The sequence below is a fragment of the Devosia subaequoris genome (assembly GCF_014197055.1).
Lineage (GTDB): Bacteria > Pseudomonadota > Alphaproteobacteria > Rhizobiales > Devosiaceae > Devosia > Devosia subaequoris.
In genome coordinates, this window is sequence record NZ_JACIEW010000001.1 from 228,717 (window position 1) to 251,080 (window position 22,364).

Annotated in this window: 19 protein-coding genes; 2 read left to right on the top strand and 17 right to left on the bottom strand. The window is 60.7% G+C overall.

The genetic code is table 11. The annotated features are described in order from the left end of the window. Nucleotides 1–46: 46 nt before the first annotated feature. The 7 genes from pyrH to proS form a co-directional block, all read right to left on the bottom strand. Entirely contained in the window at nucleotides 47–766 is a 720-nt protein-coding gene (gene pyrH, locus GGR20_RS01115) for a UMP kinase (RefSeq protein ID WP_183309400.1), read from the bottom strand. A 198-nt stretch (nucleotides 767–964) separates the two neighbouring features. Further along, nucleotides 965–1,891, bottom strand: coding sequence for a translation elongation factor Ts (tsf, locus tag GGR20_RS01120; RefSeq protein WP_183309401.1), 927 nt, complete (start codon nucleotides 1,889–1,891; stop codon nucleotides 965–967). Nucleotides 1,892–1,997: 106 nt separating this feature from the next. Further along, nucleotides 1,998–2,771, bottom strand: a complete 774-nt coding sequence (gene rpsB, locus GGR20_RS01125) for a 30S ribosomal protein S2 (protein ID WP_183309402.1) — start codon at nucleotides 2,769–2,771, stop codon at nucleotides 1,998–2,000. 335 nt (nucleotides 2,772–3,106) lie between these two features. Then, on the bottom strand, nucleotides 3,107–6,562 hold the full coding sequence (gene dnaE / locus GGR20_RS01130; RefSeq protein ID WP_183309403.1) for a DNA polymerase III subunit alpha: 3,456 nt from the start codon (nucleotides 6,560–6,562) through the stop codon (nucleotides 3,107–3,109). A 784-nt stretch (nucleotides 6,563–7,346) separates the two neighbouring features. Next, nucleotides 7,347–8,033 carry an ABC transporter ATP-binding protein gene (locus GGR20_RS01135; protein WP_183309404.1) on the bottom strand — a complete coding sequence of 229 codons (687 nt, stop codon included), beginning with the start codon at nucleotides 8,031–8,033 and terminating at the stop codon, nucleotides 7,347–7,349. Beyond that, a complete protein-coding gene (locus GGR20_RS01140) occupies nucleotides 8,026–9,381 on the bottom strand; it encodes an ABC transporter permease (protein ID WP_183310026.1) in 1,356 nt (451 codons plus the stop codon). Before GGR20_RS01140 ends, GGR20_RS01135 begins: the two co-directional genes overlap by 8 nt. 14 nt (nucleotides 9,382–9,395) lie before the next feature. Continuing rightward, entirely contained in the window at nucleotides 9,396–10,745 is a 1,350-nt protein-coding gene (proS, locus tag GGR20_RS01145) for a proline--tRNA ligase (protein ID WP_183309405.1), read from the bottom strand. 350 nt (nucleotides 10,746–11,095) lie between these two features. Here proS and GGR20_RS01150 point away from each other — a divergent pair, with 350 nt between their 5' ends. Continuing rightward, the gene (locus GGR20_RS01150) at nucleotides 11,096–11,413 is read left to right on the top strand and encodes an MmcQ/YjbR family DNA-binding protein (RefSeq protein WP_183309406.1); all 318 of its coding nucleotides are present in this window, start codon (nucleotides 11,096–11,098) and stop codon (nucleotides 11,411–11,413) included. A 73-nt stretch (nucleotides 11,414–11,486) separates the two neighbouring features. Here GGR20_RS01150 and GGR20_RS01155 read toward each other — a convergent pair whose 3' ends face one another. Continuing rightward, nucleotides 11,487–11,738 (bottom strand): DUF1467 family protein, encoded by a 252-nt coding sequence (locus GGR20_RS01155; RefSeq protein ID WP_183309407.1) that lies wholly within the window; start codon nucleotides 11,736–11,738, stop codon nucleotides 11,487–11,489. Nucleotides 11,739–11,957: 219 nt separating this feature from the next. Here GGR20_RS01155 and GGR20_RS18890 point away from each other — a divergent pair, with 219 nt between their 5' ends. Continuing rightward, nucleotides 11,958–12,086: a hypothetical protein gene (locus GGR20_RS18890; protein WP_276511858.1), complete on the top strand. Its 129-nt coding sequence runs from the start codon at nucleotides 11,958–11,960 to the stop codon at nucleotides 12,084–12,086. A gap of 7 nt (nucleotides 12,087–12,093) precedes the next feature. On the opposite strand, the gene GGR20_RS01160 is transcribed toward GGR20_RS18890, so the two are convergent. The 9 genes from GGR20_RS01160 to nuoH all read right to left on the bottom strand — a co-directional run bounded on the left by GGR20_RS01160 (nucleotide 12,094) and on the right by nuoH (nucleotide 22,358). Further along, entirely contained in the window at nucleotides 12,094–13,767 is a 1,674-nt protein-coding gene (locus GGR20_RS01160) for a ribonuclease J (protein ID WP_183309408.1), read from the bottom strand. A gap of 73 nt (nucleotides 13,768–13,840) precedes the next feature. Continuing rightward, entirely contained in the window at nucleotides 13,841–14,671 is an 831-nt protein-coding gene (locus GGR20_RS01165) for a biotin--[acetyl-CoA-carboxylase] ligase (protein WP_183309409.1), read from the bottom strand. Next, on the bottom strand, nucleotides 14,672–16,117 hold the full coding sequence (gene nuoN / locus GGR20_RS01170) for an NADH-quinone oxidoreductase subunit NuoN (protein WP_183309410.1): 1,446 nt from the start codon (nucleotides 16,115–16,117) through the stop codon (nucleotides 14,672–14,674). 9 nt (nucleotides 16,118–16,126) lie between these two features. Then, a complete protein-coding gene (locus tag GGR20_RS01175; protein WP_183309411.1) occupies nucleotides 16,127–17,710 on the bottom strand; it encodes an NADH-quinone oxidoreductase subunit M in 1,584 nt (527 codons plus the stop codon). After that, a complete protein-coding gene (gene nuoL, locus GGR20_RS01180) occupies nucleotides 17,710–19,818 on the bottom strand; it encodes an NADH-quinone oxidoreductase subunit L (protein ID WP_183309412.1) in 2,109 nt (702 codons plus the stop codon). Before nuoL ends, GGR20_RS01175 begins: the two co-directional genes overlap by 1 nt. A gap of 10 nt (nucleotides 19,819–19,828) precedes the next feature. Next, nucleotides 19,829–20,137 (bottom strand): NADH-quinone oxidoreductase subunit NuoK, encoded by a 309-nt coding sequence (gene nuoK, locus GGR20_RS01185; RefSeq protein WP_183310027.1) that lies wholly within the window; start codon nucleotides 20,135–20,137, stop codon nucleotides 19,829–19,831. A gap of 15 nt (nucleotides 20,138–20,152) precedes the next feature. Further along, nucleotides 20,153–20,761, bottom strand: coding sequence for an NADH-quinone oxidoreductase subunit J (locus GGR20_RS01190; RefSeq protein WP_183309413.1), 609 nt, complete (start codon nucleotides 20,759–20,761; stop codon nucleotides 20,153–20,155). A gap of 11 nt (nucleotides 20,762–20,772) precedes the next feature. Further along, the gene (gene nuoI / locus GGR20_RS01195; protein ID WP_183309414.1) at nucleotides 20,773–21,261 is read right to left on the bottom strand and encodes an NADH-quinone oxidoreductase subunit NuoI; all 489 of its coding nucleotides are present in this window, start codon (nucleotides 21,259–21,261) and stop codon (nucleotides 20,773–20,775) included. Continuing rightward, entirely contained in the window at nucleotides 21,261–22,358 is a 1,098-nt protein-coding gene (nuoH, locus tag GGR20_RS01200) for an NADH-quinone oxidoreductase subunit NuoH (RefSeq protein ID WP_183309415.1), read from the bottom strand. The genes nuoI and nuoH overlap by 1 nt, the downstream gene beginning before the upstream one ends. Nucleotides 22,359–22,364: the final 6 nt, after the last annotated feature.

Consider the following 22,364-nt stretch of genomic DNA (forward strand, 5'->3'; position numbering starts at 1 on the left):
TCATCATACCCGCAGCGAGGGCCGATGGGCACATGTGAGCGGGCGTTTAGAGCGGGTTGCCCACACGCGTGGACAGGCCCTTGCCCTCCAATACACCAGCAAGGCCCGCCTTGTCGTCCAATGCGTATACGATTATCGGCATGGCATTGTCGCGAGCAAGTGCGAATGCCGCGGTGTCCATCACCTTGAGGTTTTGTTTGATGACGTCATCATAGCTGATCTGGGTATAACGGGTAGCAGTCGGGTCCTTCATCGGATCGGCCGAATAGACCCCGTCGACCTTGGTTCCCTTGAGCACAACGTCGCATTCCAGCTCGATGGCGCGCAGCGTTGCAGCAGTATCGGTGGTAAAGAACGGGTTCCCTGTCCCACCCCCCAGGACAACGACGAAGCCTTCTTCAAGCGCCAGCTTCGCGTCGCGAGCGGTGAATGTGTCAGCAACCGATGGCATGGTTGCAGCGCTGAACGGCTTGGACATGACGCCCTGGCGCATAATAGCATTGGACAGGGCGAGGGCATTGATCATGGTGCCCAGCATACCCATCAGATCAGCAGTTACGCGGTCCGTGCCGTCAGCGGCGCCGGCCATACCACGGAAAATATTGCCGCCGCCCACCACAATTGCGACCTGGACGCCGGAGCGCGCAACGTCGGCAATCTGGCCGGCAATGCGCTGCAGGTATGGTGGCTCGATGCCGAACGAATTGTCTCCCGCCAGCGCTTCACCCGAAACCTTGAGCAAGATGCGCTTATGTGCGGATGACATTGGTGGGGACCCCTTGATCTTTGATGAGCGGGCCACCGATTCCGGCGGACCCGGCAAACCCTATGGCAAATTGCCCGGCAAATGAAGCCAAGGCCGCATGCTGAATTCATTTGAAGTGGAAGAGCTCAATCCAGAAGAGCGACTTCTCCGGAGAGCGTGGGAACGGGCGAAAACGCCCATTCCCAAGATTGGTCTGGCTTACTTGGTGCCAGCTGTGGCCGCGACTTCTGCGGCAAAGTCGCTTTCGGCCTTCTCGATGCCTTCGCCCAGCGCGTAGCGCACGAACTTGGTGAGCTTGATCGGGGCGCCTGCGTCCTTCTCGGCGTTCTTGATCGCATCGCCGACCTTGGTCTCACCGTCGATCACGAAGACCTGGCTGAGCAGAGTCACTTCTTCGAAGTACTTGCGCATACGGCCTTCAACCATCTTCTCGGCGATCTCAGCGGGCTTGCCGCTTTCCTTGACCTGCTCGAGGATGATGGCGCGCTCGCGGGCCACAACTTCCTGATCCAGCTCGTCGGGCGAGATTGCCTGCGGCTGGGCGGCAGCGATGTGCATGGCAAGCTGCTTGCCGAAAGCCGACAGGGCCGCCTTGTCGCCGGTCGATTCGAGCGCGACCAGGATACCGATCTTGCCCATGCCGGGCTTGACCGCGTTGTGAACATAGCTTTCGACCACGCCATCATTGACCGAAACGGTCTCGGTGCGGCGCAGGTTCATGTTCTCGCCGATCTTGGCGATGGCTTCGGTCAACTCAGCCGAAACCGAGTGGCCGGTGCCGGGGAACGGCATTTCGCCGAGCTTGACGACGTCGCTATCAGCATCGATCGCAAGCTTGGACACGGTTTCGACGATGTTCTGGAACTGCTCGTTGCGGGCAACGAAGTCGGTTTCGGAGTTGACTTCAACGGCAGCGGCCTTGGTGCCGGCAGTGACGACGCCAACAAGACCTTCAGCAGCGACGCGGTCGGCCTTCTTGGCGGCCTTTGCCAGGCCACGGGTACGCAGCCAGTCAATGGCGGCATCCATGTCGCCATTGGTTTCAGCCAAGGCCTTCTTGCAGTCCATCATCCCGACACCAGTCGAGTCGCGGAGCTGCTTGACCATTGCAGCAGTGATTTCCATGGGTTCACCTCTTGGCGGCCCCTCGCGGGGCGGCTTATTCGAGTGGGTACTTGCCCGGAATCGGGCGGGGCGTGCCTCCCCGCAGGAAGGCACGCCTGCACGAAGATTAGTTGACGGTTGCGTCGCCTTCGGTCGGCAAATCCTCGGCAGGTGCCTCGGTAGCCGAACCCAGATCGGTGCCAAGGGCGCTCGAAGAGCGGCCGATGCCGTCGATGGCGGCACGCGAGATCAGCGAGACATAGAGCTCGAGAGCGCGGCTGGCGTCGTCATTGCCGGGGATGGCATAGTCAACGATATCGGGATCGCAATTGGTGTCGACGATGGCGACGACCGGAATGCCCAGGCGGCGGGCTTCCTTGATTGCGTTCTCTTCCTTGTTGGTGTCGATCACGAACAGGAGGTTGGGCAGGTTGCCCATGTCCTTGATGCCGCCCAGGTCGCGCTCGAGACGCTCCTGTTCGCGGGACATCATCAGACGTTCCTTCTTGGTACGCAGGGCCAGATCGGCTTCGCTCATCGACTCGAGCTCGCGCAGGCGAGCGATCGAGTTGGAGATGGTCTGCCAGTTTGTCAGCGTGCCGCCGAGCCAGCGGGAGTTGACGAAATACTGGGCGGATTGCTTGGCGGCATCAGCCACCAGCGGGGCAGCCTGACGCTTGGTGCCGACGAACAGCACGCGACCGCCATCGGCCACGGTGTCAGACACGAGCTGCAGAGCGCGGCTGAGGGCCGGCACGGTCTGGCTCAGATCGAGAATGTGGATGTCGTTACGAACGCCGAAGATGTAGCGTTCCATCTTCGGATTCCAGCGATGCTTCTGGTGACCGAAGTGCACGCCTGCTTCGAGAAGCTGACGCATGGAGAATTCTGGCAGTGCCATGATGGGCTGCTCCTTTACCGGTTGATGCCTCCACGAAGCCTTGCAGCGGAACCCGCCACCGGTTGGATTTTCCGCAAGGGAAAAGCCTGCTCCGTGTGTGAAATCACGATCGACCCATGCCGAACGCGTGGCTGCTATATGCCAAGGTGGTGCCGGAAGCAACCCAGATATGGCCGAGAAACGGGCGCCTGCGGCATTCACGACAATTTCAAGCAACCAGCGGCGCTGTTGTGGTATTAATTAACCATAGACCCGCGCCCAGACGCGGGGTCAAGGGTGAGAGCCCCTGAGCGAGGGAGGAAGAGCCCCCAAAGGCTCGCCTCCCCCGCGTTCGTTTAGGCGAAGCGAACGTCCGTTACACCCTCAAGAGCCTTGATGCCCCCGGCGACTTCGGCGGTGACATTGTATTTGCCGGGCAGTTCGATTTCATATTCGCGCGCCCCCCCGTCCCGGATCACCACGAAATTGACCGTGCCATTGCCGCCGCGTTTGAGCTGCGCGCTGGTCGGCCCCAGAGCCTGCGGATCGGCCAGGAACACGGTCAATTGCCGGTCGATACGCTCGGCCATGCCTTCAATGGGTTCAGCCGACATCAAGCGTACGCTGATGCCTTCGGCGCGCTCATCGGCCCCGACCTGCAGGATAACCGAATTGCCCGGCTGCAGAATTGCGCCGAACTCGTTGATCTGCTCGGAGAAGGCGATGCACTCATAGGTGCCGCTTTGATCCGACAGGGTCAGGATCATCATCGGCGTGCCTTTACGCGTACGCCTGTCGTTACGCGATGAAATCGTCCCGGCCAGACGCCCTGCCCCGGCCCCATCTTTCACCGCCCGTTCAAAGTCGCTCCAGCGCTGCACGCGGAGCTTTTCGAACATGTCGGCGTAGGCATCGAGGGGATGGGCCGAGAGGTGGAAACCGATAGCTGCCAACTCACGATCGGCGCGCTCGGTTGAATTCCAGACAGCGACCCCGGTCGGCAGGCGGAATGGCTCTTCCTCCACGCCGCCGAACAGCGAGACCTGACCGCTGGAGCGGTCGGCGGTCAAGGCCTGAGCAGTTCCGATGACTGACTCGACGGCCGCAAATGCCACCTCGCGCCGCGGCGCCAGAGAGTCGAATGCGCCGGCATTGACCAGGGTTTCGAGCGTGCGCTTGTTGAGCACGCGCGGATCGACACGTCGGGCAAAGTCCCCCAAATCCTTGAAAGGCTGATCACCCCGCACTTCGACAATGTGCTCGGCCATGGCCCTGCCGACGCCCTTGACCGCCGAAAGGCCATAATGGACCCGGTCGTCCTTGACCGCGAACAATACCTCGGACTGGTTGACGCAGGGCGGAACGACCTCAATGCCCTTCTTGCCGGCCTCGCGCCGGAAGTCGGAGAGCTTGTCGGTCTGGGCCATATCGAGGGTCATGGAGGCCGCATAGAATTCGTGCGGGAAATGCTCCTTGAGATAGGCGGTCTGGTAGCTGACCCAGGCATAGGCCGCAGCGTGGCTCTTGTTGAAGCCGTAATTGGCGAACTTGGCCAACAGGTCGAAGATCTCGTCCGCCAACTCGGCGCTCACGCCGTTGGGACCTGCGCCCTCGCGGAAGCGGATGCGCTGGTTGTCCATCTCCGCCTTGATCTTCTTGCCCATGGCGCGGCGCAGCATGTCGGCTTCGCCGAGCGAGTAGCCAGAGAGCAGCTGGGCGATCTGCATCACCTGCTCCTGATAGACGATGATGCCGTAGGTCTCGTCCAACACTTCGGACAGCGCGGGATGGGGGTAAGCCACATCTTCTGTGCCGTGCTTGCGGCTGATGAAGCTGGGGATATTGTCCATCGGGCCGGGCCGATAGAGCGCGTTCATAGCGATCAGGTCTTCGATACGGTCGGGCTTGAGATCCATCAAGGCGCGACGCATGCCCGCCGATTCAAACTGGAAGATGCCGTAGGTGTCGCCACGTGCGTACAGCTTGTAGGTGGCCGCGTCCTCAATATCGATGGCGTCGATGTCGAGCTCGATCCCCCGCTGCTTCACCATATCCACCGCGTAGCGGATGGTAGTCAGGGTCTTGAGACCGAGGAAGTCGAACTTGACCAGGCCCGCCGGCTCAACCCATTTTAGGTTGTACTGGGTGACCGGCATGTCGGAGCGCGGGTCGCGGTAGAGCGGAAGCAGTTCCTGCAGGGGCCGGTCGCCGATAACAATACCGGCGGCGTGGGTCGAAGCATGGCGGAACAGGCCTTCGAGAGCCTTGGCAATCTCCACCAATTGACCGACCGTCTCGTCCTCATCGGCCATCTGCTTGAACTGTGGCACCTCGTTCATGGTGCGTTCGACGGACCAGGGATCAGCCGGATTGGCGGGCACGAGCTTGCAAATGCGATCCACCTGACCATAGGGCATCTGCAGCACACGCCCGACGTCGCGCAGCACAGCGCGGGCCTGCAGCGTTCCGAAGGTGATGATCTGGGCGACCTGGCTCGAGCCGTACTTGTCCTGCACGTAATCGATGACTTCCTCGCGCCGGTCCTGGCAGAAGTCGATATCGAAGTCCGGCATCGAGACGCGTTCCGGATTGAGGAAGCGCTCGAACAGCAGATTGTAGCGAAGCGGATCGAGGTCGGTGATGGTGGTGGCATAGGCGACCAGAGAGCCGGCACCCGAACCACGGCCAGGCCCGACCGGAATATTCTGGGCCTTGGCCCACTGGATGAAGTCCGCCACGATCAGGAAGTAGCCGGGGAACTTCATATTCTCGATGATGCCCAGCTCGAAATCGAGCCGCTCGCGATATTCCCTTTCTTCCTTGCCGGGTGCCAGGCCAACGGTTTCCAGGCGCTTATCGAGTCCCTCGACAGCGATCTTGCGCAGCGCGGCAGCTTCGGCGGCAACCACTTCGTCTTCAGTGGCGTGCGAACCCGCGGCAAATTTGGGCAGGATGGGGCCGCGGGTACGCGGACGGAAAGCTACGCGCCTGGCGATCTCAACGGTCGAATCGAGGGCCTCGGGCAAGTCGGAGAACAGCTCGACCATCTCCGCGCGGGTCTTGAAATAATACTGGTCGTTGAGCTTGCGTCGCTCGGTCTGGGCGAGCACGGAACTGCCGGCGATGGCCAGCAGCGCATCATGCGCCTCATGTTCTTTTTCGGTCTTGAAATAGGGTTCGTTGGTCGCGACCAGCGGGATGCCCTTGCGATAGGCGTAGTCGACCAGGCGCGGCTCGACCGTCGCCTCAGCGGGCCGGCCGTGGCGCTGCAGTTCGATATAGAAGCGGTCGCCAAACAGATCAGCCAGCCGATCCAGTCGGCGGGTCGCATTGGCGTCCTGTCCGTTGGCGAAGGCCATATCGATGCCGCCTTCGGGACCGCCGGACAGACAGATGAGGCCCGAAAGGCTTTCGCGCGTCATCCAATCCAGACTCGCCCGGGCCATCCCGTCCTCGCCTTCAAGATAGGCGCGAGAGACCAGTTGCGAGAGGTTGGAAAACCCCACTTCTGACTGGGCCATCAGAACGATGCTGGATTTGCCTGCCCAGGCCGTATGGCCACGTTCGCTGACCCGTTCTTCGGCGGCGGCGAAATCGACGGCGAGTTCAACTCCGATCAGAGGCTGAATGCCTTTTTTGGTGGCCTTCTCCGAAAATTCGAGTGCACCGAAGAGATTGTTGGTGTCGGCGATGCCAAGCGCCGGTTGCGCGTCTTCGGCTGCGAGCTTGAGTATGGTCTCAAGCTGCAAAGCGCCTTCTAGCAGCGAAAAGGCAGAGTGTACGTGAAGGTGAATGAAGCCAGGGCCGCGCATATGGATCTCCTGATTTGACCCTGCGGCAGCACATTGCCCGGGTCAAACCACCGTTGCTTCAATCCACAGCGGATCACACGAGATGGGTGATGATATCCATCCAGGTGAGCGAGCCGATGGTGAAGGCGCCAAGGGTAACGAAAGCGGCGAGGTCTTTGACAAAATCGAGCATCTTGGTCTCCCGTGTTTCTGTAATGTTCTTTTATATTCTCCGTTTGTTCTCGTCCAGACAGGAACAGCGGTGAAACCGGGGACAGCGGTTTATTGGTTAGGATTTCGTTAGGAGAGCTTGGGCGGGTGTTAAGATTCGGGACGTCCCAAAGCGCCGCCTCGCCTCTCGGCTATCGGTTGCACGGTAACGAACGGCCAGTGGCCCTTCCGAAACTAAGTAGACGAGCCACTGGCCGTTCGTCACGGAAACACGGATTTTCCACGGGTCCGGATTCAGGCGGTACCGTTGTTGCAGGTCCGGCTGCCGAGCTTCTACCCGCGTAAAGAGGCGCCCCTCTTCCCGGCCTCCCCGCCCGGCCCTGCGTCGGGGCCGCGTGTGTGACGGGATGGAAGGAGGATACGGGAGGATTTGGAGGCGGGGATTACTGATTTAGAAGCTCAGGCCCGAGGGTGACGTCCGGCGGGGTGGAATATGCGAACGCAATGCCACATCCCGCTGATAGCGGGAGGAGGTTGGATCGAGCATGCCTTGTCTTCGTGCCTTTCGCGCCAAACGCTCATAGCGTTCTCGCCTCCGGCCGCGCCCCCGGTGCGCCCAGCCCTCCGGGACGGCTCAAAGCGTGTGAGGAACCACCAAACCACCCTTGAGCGTGACGATGCGGTCGGCGCGGCGGGCGAGGTCGTGATTGTGGGTGGCGATGAGGGCGGCAGCGCCTTCGTTCTTGATCAGATCCTTGAGGGCTTCAAACACCAGGTCGCTGGTTTCAGGATCAAGATTGCCAGTGGGTTCGTCGGCGAGGATGACGCGAGGATGATTGGCGGCGGCGCGGGCAATGGCGATGCGCTGCTGTTCACCACCGGACAGTTCGGCCGGGCGATGGGCCGCGCGAGGTGCCACGCCGAGCAGTTCGAGCAGTTCCATGGCCCTGGCTTCGGCCTTGTTCTGGTCCTGACCGGCGATGAGCTGCGGCAGGGCCACATTCTCGAGGGCGGTGAATTCAGGCAGCAAATGGTGGAACTGATAGACATAGCCGACGGTCGAACGCCGGAGCTGGGTGCGAGCGCGATCGCCCAAGCGACTGGTGGACTGACCGATAATCTCAATCTCTCCCCCTTGGGGGGATTCGAGCAGGCCACAAAGATGTAGCAGCGTTGACTTGCCGGCGCCGGACGGCGCGACCAGAGCGACCAGTTCGCCGCTTTCAACCGTCAGATCGGCGGCTTCAAGTACGCGCACCAACATGTCGCCTTCGCCATAATGGCGATGGACGCCGGAGAGCTTGAGATGGGGCTTACTCATAACGCAGGGCCTCGACCGGGTCATATTGCGCGGCGCGCCAGGCGGGATAGAGCGTGGCCAGGAAGCTCAATCCCAGGGCCATGCAGACCACTACGGTGACCTCCATGGGATCGGTGCGGCTGGGGAGCGAGGACAAGAAGAAGACTTCAGGCGGGAAGAGCGTCACCCCGAGCAGGTTGGAAATCGAGGCGCGCAAGGTCTCGGCATTGGCCGCAACGATGAGGCCGATGACAGTTCCCACCAGTGTGCCGATGACGCCGATGGCTGTGCCGGTGATGGAAAAGATGCGCATGATGGCGCCGCGTGTGGCACCCACGGTGCGCAACACGGCGATATCGGCGCTCTTGTCCTTCACCAGCATGATGAGGCTGGAAATGATGTTGAACGCGGCCACGAGGATGATCATGGACAGGATGGTGAACATCACCACCCGTTCGACCTGCAGGGCCGAGAAGAAGGTTTCGTTACGCTGCTGCCAGTCGGTCAGGACCAGCGGGCGCACGCCGGGCGCCGATTGCAGGCGCTGACGCATCAGGGCCACTTCATCGGGATCGTCGATGAACACTTCGACGGCCGTGGCGCGAGGGACGCGCTCATAGGCAGCGTCGATTTCGGCGTCGCTGGCCAGCGGATCAAGCCGCTCCATGCCGGGCTTGAGCACCTCATCGACCATGCGGAAATAATCCTGCGCAGCCTCGAGAGGCATATACATGAAGAAGCTGTCGAACTCGACCATGCCCAGATTGTAGATGGCGTTGACGGGGTAGGAGCGGATCTGCGGGGTCGAGCCGAAGGGCGTCATCGCGCCATCGGGATTGATAATCTGCACCTGGTCGCCAATTCCGACGCCAAGCGTCTGGGCCAGACGATAGCCGATGGCCACGCCCCTGCTGTCGTCCCACTGGTCGAAACCGCCCTGCTCTGCCGAATTGTAGAGCAGATCGAGCTTTTTGAGGTTCTCTTCATCCATGCCACGGACGGAAACGCCAGTGGATGAGCCGCGGCCGGAGGCCAGTACCTGGCCTTCAACGAAATAGACGGCAAAAGACACACCATCGACCTGTTCCAGGGCCGCGACGGTTTCCTTGTAGTCGGTGAACTGGCTTTCGATGGGATGGGCGGTGAAGTGACCGTTGAGGCCCAGTATCTTGTCGAGCAGCTCGCCGCGGAAACCGTTCATTACCGACATGACGACAATGAGTGTCGCCACGCCTATGGCGACACCCACCATGGTGAGGCTGGCAATGACCGAGATGAAGGCTTCCTTGCGGCGGGCGCGCAGATAGCGCCCAGCTATCAACCATTCGAAACGGGCGAAGGGACGGGTCGCCCGCCCTCCCCTCGGCATTGGCGCGCTGTCGGTCAAATGTCGGTCATCCGCTGGGGTTCGATCAGGCCTTTAAGGCGAGCGACCGCCTCGGTGAGCGGCAGCGATTCGCGCTCGCCGGTCTTGCGATGCTTGATTTCAACTTCGCCCGATTTAAGGCCGCGCGGCCCGAGGATCAGTTGATAGGGGATGCCGACGAGGTCGGCTGTGGCGAATTTAGAGCCCGCGGGTTGGTCGCGGTCGTCATAGAGCATGTCGATGCCGGCTGCTGTGAGCTCGGCATAGAGCTTGTCGCATGCGGCATCGGTATCGGTATCGCCTGCCTTGAGATTGATCAAAACCGCCTCGAAGGGGGCAACCGAGACCGGCCAGACGATACCGTTTTCGTCGTGGCTGGCTTCGATGATGGCGGGTACGACGCGGGTCAGGCCGATGCCGTAGGAGCCCATATGCACGACGGTTTCCTTGCCGTCCTGGCCGGTGACGCTGGCCTTCATCGGCTCGGAATATTTGGTGCCGAAATAGAAGATGTGGCCCACTTCGATGCCGCGGGCGGAGACGCGCTTGTCCTCGGGGACAGCGGCTTCGTATTCGGCCTCGTCGACCATCTCCTCAGTAGCGGCGTAGAGCGAGGTCCAGTCATTGAAGATGGGCGTGAGGTCACCCATGAAATCGGTGTCCTTGCCGGGAATGGGCTTGTCGAGCAGGTCGCGGTGACAGAAGACCTGGCTCTCGCCGGTTTCGGCAAGAATGATCCATTCGTGGCTGAGATCGCCGCCAATGGGGCCGGTATCGGCGCGCATCGGAATGGCGGTCAGGCCCATGCGGGCATAGGTGCGCAGATAGGCCACGAACATGCGCTCATAGGCCTTGACCGCATCTTCCTTGGTGAGGTCGAAGCTATAGGCATCCTTCATCAGGAATTCGCGCGAGCGCATGGTGCCAAAGCGCGGGCGCACCTCGTCGCGGAACTTCCACTGGATGTGGTAGAGATTGAGCGGCAGGTCCTTGTAGGACTTCACATAGCTGCGGAAGATGTCGGTGATCATCTCCTCATTGGTGGGACCATAGAGGAATTCGCGCTCGTGCCGGTCCTCGATGCGCAGCATCTCCTTGCCATACGCTTCGTAACGGCCGGATTCGCGCCAAAGATCGGCGGACTGAATGGTGGGCATCAAAAGTTCCACCGCGCCGGAGCGGTTCTGCTCCTCCTCGATGATCTTCTGCACCTTCATCAGCACCTTGTAGCCCATGGGCAGCCAGGAATAGAGGCCTGAGGCCTGCTGGCGGATCATGCCGGCGCGCAACATCAGGCGGTGCGAAACGATCTCGGCTTCCTTGGGCACATCACGAAGCACCGGCATAAAGTAGCGGGAAAAGCGCATTGGAACTCCGACTGATGTTCTTTTTTAGCATGTCCTTGTCGGAAAACCGGCGACCACTTTTCCGGAACATGCTCAGGTCGACTCGCAGGATTTGCTGATGCACACTCAAATCGCAACCGTCCATTCGATGCAAGCATGCAAGCTATGCAGAATGTACTTGGCAGAGCGATTTTCTGTTGTTAGGGTCCGCCCCAATAAAACAAAGGTGGCCCAAACCGCCGGACGTCGACAACGTCAAGGGAGGAGCGTTGGCAGCCGCTTCGTAGCGCGCCTAAGACCAACGTATTGTCGAACAAACTCATTCAAGCAGGGCCTCGTGCCCTGCTTTTTTGTTTGAGGAACAAATTGTTATGACCGATTCCGCAACATTCACGCGAATTGCTTTGAGCCTGCCAGGCGCGATCTCCGCGCCGCATTTTGACAAGGTCGCCTTCAAGGTGAATCGCACATTTGCGACCCTGGCAGCCGATGGCCGAAGCGCCAATATCAAATTCGCGCCAGAGGAGCAGGAATTGAAGTGCATGGTCGCGCCGGAGATATTCCGGGTCATCGACAATGGCTGGGGGCGCCAAGGCTGGACGACCATGACGTTGGCGTCAGCCAATGAGGCGGACATCGTGGCGGCACTGGAGTTGGCGCATACCCACGCGGTAGCAAAGAAACGCTGACCGGATTTGACAAGGGGGCGATGAAAACCGCCCACCCATTTCTACGGGCCCGTCCGGCAGGGAGAGGTACGGATCAGCGATTCCAGTAGGCTTGTAGAGTTTCGTTGCTGATGCCCCACAGCAGGAGCGCAGTGAGCACAGCGGCCAGGGCAGTGGTGATCAGCGCTTTAGTGATCAGGCGGGGCGCAATTGGGGCCCCGGGATCAGAGCCGGCGACAATTTCTGCGCCGGTTTCGTGATGGCTGTGACTGCCGATGGGCATAACCGCCACAAAGGTGAGCCACCAGACAACGAAATAAACGGCGATGATCGATCCGATTTGCATAGGGCTACCTAACGCGGATTTTGGGTCGGTGGGAAGCCGTCAGCATGTCGCAACCGGGGTCGTTCAAGTTGCATTAACCATCGTCAAGCAGATGGTGCGAAGGCGGCGAACGCAAACGGGCCAACAATCATTGCTGAAGGCATGAGCCAGCCCGCCCAACGATACATCTTTCGCTTCATTCACCAACCCTGTCCCAAAGGATGGACTGTCAGAGACACCGTGTCAGGGCAGACCAATGGTATCTATGCGTCAGAAGACGAGGCGGTACTCGCTGCCCTGGCGCAGACCAGCCTGCGCAGCGAGTATCGAAACGAGTACATCTCCGATGCGGCTATTCCTCTGGAGTAGCGGCCGACTAAACCCGATGCACGAAGACCGAGACGTTGGGCTTGCGGCCCCAGAAGGCGTTGACCTCGTTGCGGATGGCCTTGAACAGCGCTGAGTTGAGCACTTCGGTGTCGCTGCGGCGCTTGGCGGGCATCGACTTGATGACACCGGTGATGGTGTCTTCGATGAGGTCGGTAACCGATTCATCGTCGGTTTCGGGCAGCCCCTCGACGACCAGATCGGGGCCAGAGACAACCTGACCACCGCCATTGACGCAGAGGCTGACGATGACCATGCCGCCAAAGGACAGGCGGCGGCGGCCCTTCACGCCGCTTTCCTCGGGGGTGCAGAGCACCAGACCATCGAGATAGAGTTCGCCGGTGCGCACTTCGGCCGGGTAGGCCATAGGCTCGGGGAAGAGCCGGACCATATCGCCATTGCGAGCTTCACAGACATTGGGAATGCCCTCTTCCCGGCCCAGTTTGGCATGGGCCTGCAAATGCACGGACTCGCCATGAACCGGCACCAGCACTTCGGGCTTGACCCAGGAGTAGAGCTTCTGCAACTCGCCGCGCCGAGGGTGGCCGGTCACGTGGACAAGCGCGTCATTGGCGGTGATGAGTTCGACACCCTTGTCGATCAGCAGGTTCTGAATGTCGATGACTTCGCGCTCGTTGCCCGGGATGGCCCAGGACGAAAAGATCATGCGGTCGCCAGCATTGAGGTCGATCACCGGGTGGTCACCACGGGCGATACGGGCAATGGCCGCGCGGGCCTCGCCCTGGCTGCCGGTGCAGATCAGCACGCACTTGTCGCGCGGGATGGACTTGAAGGCATCCTGGTCGTGCAAAGTTGGCAGGCCCTCAAGCATGCCCAACTCACGGGCAATGCCCATGATCCGGTGCAACGAGCGACCTGAAAGAACCACCTCACGACCGGCCTTATGGGCGGCCCGAACGATGGACACCACGCGTCCGACATTCGAGGCGAAGGTCGTGACGGCGACGCGGTGCGGTGCATCGGCGATCAGCTTGGCGAGATTGTCGCCGACTTCCTGTTCGCTTGGGCTTTCGCCTTCCTTGGTTGCGTTGGTGGAGTCGCAGATCAAAGCCAGCGGTGAGGAGGTGTCCTCGCCGATCTTCTTGAGGCGATCAAAATTGGTTGGTGCGCTGATAACCGGGGTCGGATCGAGCTTCCAATCGCCCGTGTGCAGGGCGCGACCAATCGGCGTGGTGATCAGGATGGCGTTCGATTCCGGGATCGAGTGCGCCACATTGATAGGCTCGATGGTGAAGGGACCGACTTCGAACGGCTTGCCCGGCTGCATGATGGTGACATCGACATTCTCGACGATACCGTCTCCCGCCCGCTTGGCGGCCAGCATGGCGGCGGTAAACGGGGTCGCATAGACCGGCTTGTCAAAGACCGGCCAGAGGTCGAGTACCGCACCGTAGTGATCTTCGTGGCTATGCGTGAGAATCAGAGCCAGGACGTCGTCGGCGTTTTCCTCGAGAAATTCGGGATTGGCCATGATCAGTTCGATGCCAGGCAGATCAGGGCCACCGAAGCTGACCCCGCAATCGACCACGATCCATTTGCGACGATGCGCCGGTCCGAAGCCATAGGCCGCCATGTTCATGCCGATTTCGCCAACGCCGCCAAGCGGCACAAAGACGAGTTCATCCCTTTGGTTCTTAGCCATGGGTATTTTTCCTTGTCTGGGAGAACGCCGGACGATCTCGAGGTCGCCGGCCGCCCTGCCCTTTATGTTGTGGTCAGCTTCGGGCGCTGGCCGTTGCCCCAAAATGCACATCGCCCGCCGTGATCGGATGCCGCGCGCCATCGTCGTCGCGAATGATCAACCGACCCGAGGAGTCGATGGTTTCAAAAATGCCCCGGCGTGTTACGCCGTCCTGACTGATCGCCACCGGCGCGCCAATGCCGGCGGCGGCGCCACGCCAGCGGGCGAGCACCGCCCCAACGCCCTGGCCATCGTTCCAGAGGCTGAAAGCGTCAACCCAGGCGTCGGACAGAGCCTCGAACACATCTTCGGCCGAGCGTTCAACGCCCAAGGTCCGCAGCGAGGTTGCTGGATAGGGCACCCCTTGAGGCGCTGCAACTACATTGACGCCAATGCCGACTATGACGGCCTGACGCCCATCTGCGGCTTTGGTGGTTTCGAGCAGGATACCCGCCAGCTTGGCGCCGTCCGCCAGCACGTCATTGGGCCATTTGAGCGCAATGCGCGAGCGGCCATCAGCGCCGTCGGCCCCATCGATGCCGATGCGAACCATGCCGCCCGGCAAAATGGCCGAGAGGCCGGCATTGAGCGCAACACCGGCCACAAAGCCCAGTGTGGCGATGGTGTCGGGCGAGCCATCGGGCACGATCAGAAGGCTGGCCGCCAGGTTGCCGTGAGGGCTGTGCCACTCCCTGCCCCGCCGACCGCGCCCCGCCGTTTGTTGCAGGGCCGTGAACCAGATGCCGCCAGGATCGCCTGCGGCCGCCGCAGCGAGCGCTTCGCTATTGGTGGAGCCGATGGTGTCAAAGCCCGCAAGCCGGTATCCGGCATCGCGGGCTTTGCCACCAAGCGTAAAGCTCGCCACCTAGAACAGGCTTCCGGCCGCGGTGTGCGCCCAGGATGCGAGCGGATTGCCGACCGTGAAGTAGTAGGTGACGACCAAGAAGCCCGAGGCCGCCATGAGGATGTTGAGTTCTCCGGGAACAGCAGCGAACTGCTTGATCGGTGCGTCGAAGAACATCACCTTGACCACGCGCAGATAGTAGAAGGCGCTGACGGCCGAAGCGAGCACGCCAATTACCGAAAGCACATAGAGGTTGGCTTCGATGGCGGCCAGGAAGACGTGCCACTTGGCGAAGAACCCGGCAAGCGGCGGCAGGCCGATCAGCGAGAACATCAGAATGGCCATGATGGCCGCCACGAAAGGCCGGGTCTGCGCGGCGCCGGCCAGATCGTCGATGGTTTCGACATAACCGGTATCGGTACGGAACGAGAGCAGGCAGGCGAACAGGCCCACAGTCATCGCCACATAGATGGCCATGTAGATCGCCACGCCTTCAACGCCGACCTGGGTGCCAGAGGAGAGGCCCACCAGAGCGAAGCCAACATGGCCGATCGACGAGTAGGCAATCAGGCGCTTGAGCGATTGCTGACCGATGGCGGCAAAGGCGGCCAGGACCATGGAGGCGATCGAAAGGAAGATGACGATCTGCTGCCAATCCGAAGTGATGGGCGCGAAAGTATCCATCACCAGACGGATCATCAGCGTCATAGCCGCCACCTTGGGGGCCATGGCGAAGAAAGCGGTGACCGGGGTGGGAGCGCCTTCATAGACGTCGGGTGTCCACATATGGAACGGCACGGCCGAAATCTTGAAGGCAACGCCGGCAAGCAGGAAGACCACGCCAAAGATCAGGCCAATCGAGCGCCCTTCATTGGCGATGGCAATGACGATCTCGCCCAGATTGGTGTGGCCGGTGAAGCCATAGATCAGGGAAGCGCCATAAAGCAGCAGACCAGAAGACAGCGCACCGAGCACGAAGTACTTCAGGCCAGCTTCCGAAGCCCGAGGGTCATCGCGCTTGATGGCGGCCATGACATAGAGCGAGAGCGACTGCAGCTCGAGGCCGACGTAGAGGCTCATCAGGTCGTTGGCAGACACCATAACCATCATGCCGAGCGTGGCGAGCAAGGCCAGCACGGAATACTCGTATTTGTGGACGCCGTTTTCCTCAGCATTGGACATGGCAAGGATCAGGGCCAGGCCGGCACCGCCGATGACCAGTACTTTCATGAACCGACCGAAGCTGTCGGCGATGAACAGGCCATTGAAGATGACCCCATCGGCAGGCTGCAACATGACCAGCAGGCCAGTAGCAGCCAGCAGGCCCACGGTGAGCCAAGCCACGAGCGCGGAGCGCTCCTTGTTGATCACCACGCCGAGCAGCAACAGGACAAGAATGCCCAGTGCCATGAGCACTTCGGGATAGGCAGGAGCCAGGCTCGCGAAATCGGTAACGTCAGAGTTCACGTCAGTCTCCTAATGCGCAGCGGGCGCGGCCGCGTGGTCGTCGGCCGGCTGAAGCGCGCCTTCGGCAGGCGCGACATATTCAAGGGGGGCGCGAGCATCAGCCTGGGCCACGGCCGGATCGAGGCCGTTTGCAGCCGAATATTGCGCAACCAGATTGTCGACCGCGGCTGCGGTCGTGTCGAGGATCGGGGCCGGATAGAAGCCGAAGACCACGGTCAGCACGATGAGCGGATAGAGCACCACTTTTTCGCGCAGGTTGAGGTCGAGGATGCCCTTCAGGCTATCCTTGGTGAGCGCACCAAAGACCACCCGGCGATAAAGCCAGAGGGCATAACCGGCCGAGAAGATCACGCCGAAGGCAGCACCGAAAGCCACCCAGGTGTTGACCTGGAAGACGCCGATCATGGTGAGGAATTCACCGACGAAGCCCGACGTGCCCGGCAGGCCGACATTGGCCATGGTGAAGACCATGAAGGCAAAGGCATATTGCGGCATGCGGTCGACAAGGCCGCCATAAGCGGAGATCTCGCGGGTGTGCATGCGGTCGTAAATGACGCCAACACACAGGAAGAGCGCGCCTGACACGATGCCGTGGCTGATCATTTGGAACATAGCGCCCTGGATACCCAAGGCATTGCCGGCAAAGATGCCCATGGTCACGAAACCCATATGGGCCACTGACGAATAGGCGATCAGCTTCTTGATGTCGGTCTGCACCAGGGCGACCAGCGAGGTCAGAATGATGGCAGCGACCGAGAGCAGGAAGACAAAGTTGGCAAACTGCGCCGAGGCATCGGGGAACATGGGCAGCGAAAAGCGCAGGAAGCCGTAGCCGCCGAGCTTGAGCAGGATCGCAGCCAGGATCACCGAACCGGCCGTCGGCGCCTGCACGTGGGCTTCGGGCAACCAGCGGTGGAAGGGCCACATCGGCATCTTCACCGCCAGCGAGGCAAAGAAGGCCAACCAGAGCCAGGTCTGCATGCCGACCGGGAAATCATGGCCCAACAGGCGGATGATGTCCGTGGTGCCAGCGTCCCAATACATGCCCATCATGGCAAGCAGCATTAGAACCGAGCCAATGAAGGTATAGAAGAAGAACTTGTAGGCCGCCTGAATGCGGGCCGCGCCACCCCAGATGCCGATGATGAGGAACATCGGCAGCAAGGTGCCTTCGAAGAAGACGTAGAACATGGCCAGATCGAGCGTGGTGAAAACGCCGATCATCAGCGTTTCGAGCACCAGGAACACGATCATGTATTCCTTAACGCGTGTCTCGACGTCCCAGCTCGCCAGCACGGCGGCGGGCATGAGCAGCGCGGTCAGCACTACAAAGAGCACGGAGATACCGTCGACACCGACGCGGTAGCCGATGGAATCGCCGATCCAGGGCATGTTGACCACGAACTGGAAGCCGGCGCTGGACGCGTCGAAGGCCTGCCAGAGGGCCAGCGACAACACAAAGACAACCAGAGTGGTGCCCAGTGCGATCCAGCGAATGGCGTTCAGCGCGGTCTTGGGCGCGAACAGCAGGATTACTGCGCCGAGAACCGGCAGCCAGGTCAGGAGCGTGAGGATAGAGTTCTCAAAGGTCATCAGATCAGTCCCCCGGCCGCGATGGCCCAGGTCAACAGCGCCGCAATGCCGATGAGCATGGCGAAGGCATAGTGATAGAGATAGCCGGACTGGAGCTTGACGACCCAGCTGGTGACGTTCTGGACGCGACGGCCAAGGCCCTCGGCAATCTTGCCGTCGACCAGCCAGTCATCAAAGCCCTTCCAGACGGCGTTGCCGATCCAGAGCGCAGGCTTGACGAAGATCGTGTTGTAGAGCTCGTCGAAGTACCACTTGTTGAGCAGGAACTTGTAGAGCCCCGGATTGGTCGCGGCGAGCCTGCCGGGTACGTCCGGGCGGCGGATATACATATACCAAGCCGAGACGAAGCCAATGATCATGGCGATGGTGGCGCTCCACTTGACCCAGGTCGGGACGTGATGGGCGTCGTCGATGATCTGGTGGTCGACATAGATCGAGCCGGCGAAGAAGTGTTCGATGTGTTCCACCTCGTGGAAGAACATGCCGTAGAACACCACGCCTGCCAACACTGCACCAACGGCCAGCACATAAAGTGGTACCAGCATGACATTGGGTGACTCATGGGCGTGATCGTAGGCCGAACCATGGTGACTATGGTCGCCGTGATCGTCGGCATTGCTGTCGTCGATCGGCTCGTCATGGCTTTCAAGGGCAGCATGGGCCGGATCGGGGTGCGGACCTTCGCCATGGTGCTGCGCGTCGCGCGGCGAGCCGTGGAAGGTCAGGTGCACCAGGCGCCAGGAATAGAAGCTGGTGAACAGCGCGGCCACGACCAGAAGCCAGAACGCGAAGGAGCCGACATTGCCGCCAAAGGCATAGGCGCTTTCGATGATGGCGTCTTTTGAGAAGAACCCGGCAAAACCGAAATTGGTGCCCGGGATGCCAACGCCAGTCAGGGCCAGCGTGCCGATCATCATCATCGCGTAGGTGATGGGGATTTTCTTGCGCAGGCCACCCATGTTCCGCATGTCCTGCTCATGGTGCATGGCATGGATAACCGAGCCGGCGCCGAGGAACAGCAGAGCCTTGAAGAAAGCGTGGGTGAACAGGTGGAAGATACCAGCCGAATAGGCCCCTACCCCAAGCGCCACGAACATGTAGCCGAGCTGCGAACAGGTCGAATAGGCAATGACGCGCTTGATGTCGTTCTGCACGAGGCCAACAGTTGCCGCGAAGAAGGCGGTGATGGCACCGATGACAATGACCACCGTCAGCGCAACCGGAGAGGTTTCGAACAGCGGCGACAGGCGCGCTACCATGAACACACCGGCCGTCACCATGGTGGCAGCGTGGATCAGCGCCGACACCGGGGTCGGGCCTTCCATGGCGTCCGGAAGCCAGGTGTGCAGCAGGAACTGCGCCGACTTGCCCATAGCGCCCATGAACAGCAGCAGGCAGATCACGGTCATGGCGTCGAGTTGCCAGGAGAGGAACTGGATCACCGGAAGACCAGTGGCAGCGAATTCGTCGGCGGCGTGGAAGGCACCGTCGAAGTCGATATGGCCAAGCACCAGGAAGGCACCGAAAATGCCCAGGGCGAAGCCGAAGTCGCCAACGCGGTTGACGATGAAGGCCTTCATCGCCGCCGCCGTAGCGGAGGGCTTGGTGTACCAGAAGCCGATCAGCAGATAGGAGGCCAGACCCACGCCTTCCCAGCCGAAGAACATCTGCAGGAAGTTGTCGGCGGTCACCAGCATCAGCATGGCGAAAGTGAAGAGCGAGAGATAGGCGAAGAAGCGCGAGCGATGCGGATCTTCTTCCATGTAGCCGATGGAATAGACGTGCACGAGCGCGGACACGGTATTGACCACGACCAGCATGATGGCGGTCAGCGTGTCGACACGCAGGATCCAGCGCAGGTCCATGTCGCCGACCTGGATCCAGCGCATCACTTCGACCTTGACCACGGCCGCGTGGCCATCGCCCACGGCACCGACCAAGCCGTCACCAAAGGCAACAGGGATGAACACGAACCAGCTCAGCACCGCTGCGATAAGCAGCAGGCCAGTGGTGATGAATTCGGAAGGCCGATGGCCAATGGAGCGGCCGAGCAACCCGGCCACAAGCGCCCCGATGAGGGGCAGGAAAACAATCGCCTGAATGATCATAGCGGTGCTCTTAGCCCTTCATCATATTGACGTCTTCAACCGCGATGGAGCCGCGGTTGCGGTAGAAGATAACGAGGATCGCCAGACCAATGGCGGCCTCGGCGGCAGCCACGGTGAGGATCATCAGCGCAAAGACCTGACCCTGAAGATCATTGAGATGCGCGCTGAAGGCCACCAGGTTGAGATTCACCGCCAGCAGGATAAGCTCCACCGACATCAGGATGACGATGACGTTCTTGCGGTTGATGAAAATGCCGAACACGCCGAGCGTGAACAGGATTGCTGCTACGGTCAGGTAATGACCGAGCCCGATTTCCAGACCCATAGTAACCCCCTATAGCCCCTGACCGCTTTTGACTTTGACATTGCGTACCGTCTCGCTGGGATTGCGGCCCAATTGCGAGGCGGTGCTCTGCCGCTTGATGCCCGTCCGGTGCCGCAGCGTCAGCACGATGGCGCCGATCATGGCGACCAGCAGGACTGCCGCAGCGCCCTGGAACAGGAAGACGTAGCGTGTGTAAAGTACCAATCCGAGTGCCTTGGTATTGTCTACCGTGGCCAGGATCGGCAGGCCTCCTGCGCCCACTACTTCGGGCGCGACCACGAAGCTGCCGGCCACCAGCAGAAGTTCAAGGAACAGGATGGCGCCAACCACCATGCCGATTGGCGCATAAGACAGCAGTCCGGATTTCAGCTCGGCGAAATCCACGTCGATCATCATCACGACGAAAAGGAACAGCACGGCCACGGCGCCAACATAGACCACGATCAGCAGCAGAGCGAGGAACTCGGCCCCGGCCAGCATGAACAGGCCTGCTGCGTTGAAGAAGGCCAGGATCAGGAACAGCACCGCATGCACGGGATTGCGCGCGGAGATGACCATGAAAGCCGATGCCACGGTAATGGCGGAGAAGACGTAGAAGAAGAACAGCGGAAGGGTCATGCTCTTCCCTCTCAGCGATAAGGCGCGTCGGCGGCCAGATTGGCAGCGATCTCGCGCTCCCACCGGTCACCGTTGGCAAGGAGCTTCTCCTTGGAGAAGTAGAGTTCCTCACGCGTTTCTGTGGCGAATTCGAAGTTCGGACCTTCGACGATGGCATCGACCGGGCAGGCTTCCTGGCAGAAGCCGCAATAGATGCACTTCACCATGTCGATGTCGTAGCGCACGGTGCGGCGGGTGCCGTCATTCTGGCGCGGGCCGGCCTCGATGGTGATGGCCTGGGCCGGGCAGATGGCCTCGCACAGCTTGCAGGCAATGCAGCGCTCTTCTCCATTGGGGTAACGACGCAAGGCATGTTCACCCCGGAATCGCGGCGACACGGCGCCCTTTTCGAAGGGATAGTTGATGGTCGGCTTGGCTCCGAAGAAATAGCGCATGGCCAGGAAGAAGGCCGAGACGAATTCGGTGAGGAGCAGCTTGTTGATCAGTTGTCCGGCGCGCATCAGGCAATTCCCCCGTGCCAGCCCCAGCCCGTAAGCTGGAGAACGAAAGCGACGATCACGACCATGATCAGGGAGAGCGGAAGGAACAGCTTCCAACCGATCCGCATGAGTTGGTCGTAGCGATAGCGGGGCACGATGGCCTTTGCCATGGCAAACATTAAGAAGACGAGAGCTACCTTGATGAAGAACCAGATGACGCCCGGAATCCAGGTAAAGGGCGGCAGCTCGATCGGTGCGGCCCAGCCACCCAGGAACAGGATGGTGGTCATGGCACACATGAGCAGGATGGCGATGTACTCACCCAGCATGAACAGCAGGTAGGGTGTCGAGGAGTACTCGGTCATAAACCCGGCAACCAGCTCGGATTCGCCTTCAACCATGTCGAAAGGCGGGCGGTTGGTTTCAGCCAGGGCCGAGATGTAGAACACCACGAACATCGGGAAGAGCGGCAGCCAGAACCAGTTGAGGAACGAGAGCCATGGCACGCCCAAGGCATGTGCAAGGCCCATTTCGGATTGGGCGATGACGATGTCGTTGAGGTTCAGAGACCCTACGCAGAGCAACACGGTAATGATGACGAGGCCGATCGAGACTTCGTAGGACACCATCTGCGCCGCAGCACGCAGCGCACCAAAGAAGGGGTATTTCGAGTTGGACGCCCAGCCACCGATGATAACGCCATATACGCCGAGCGAGGAAATGCCGAGCAAGTACAAAATGCCGATATTGATGTTGGCCATGGCCCAGCCATTGTCCACCGGCACCACGGCCCAGCCAGCAAGCGCCAGTGTTGCCGTAATCAAGGGCGCCAACAGGAACAGCACCTTGTCGGCGCCGGCGGGAATGACCGCTTCCTTGACGCCAAACTTGATCAGATCAGCAAAGGATTGCAGCAAACCGAAGGGGCCGACAACGTTGGGACCACGGCGCATCTGCACGGCAGCCCACACCTTGCGGTCAGCCAGCAGAATGAAGGCGGTGAAGATCAACAGGCCAACCAGCAGTGCGAGCGCCTTGTAGACGAAGCCGATGTGCTCGCCCCATCCGAGAAAAGGGATGCCCAGCAGGTAATCGAGGGCGGAGAGAAAAAAGTCCATTGTGCT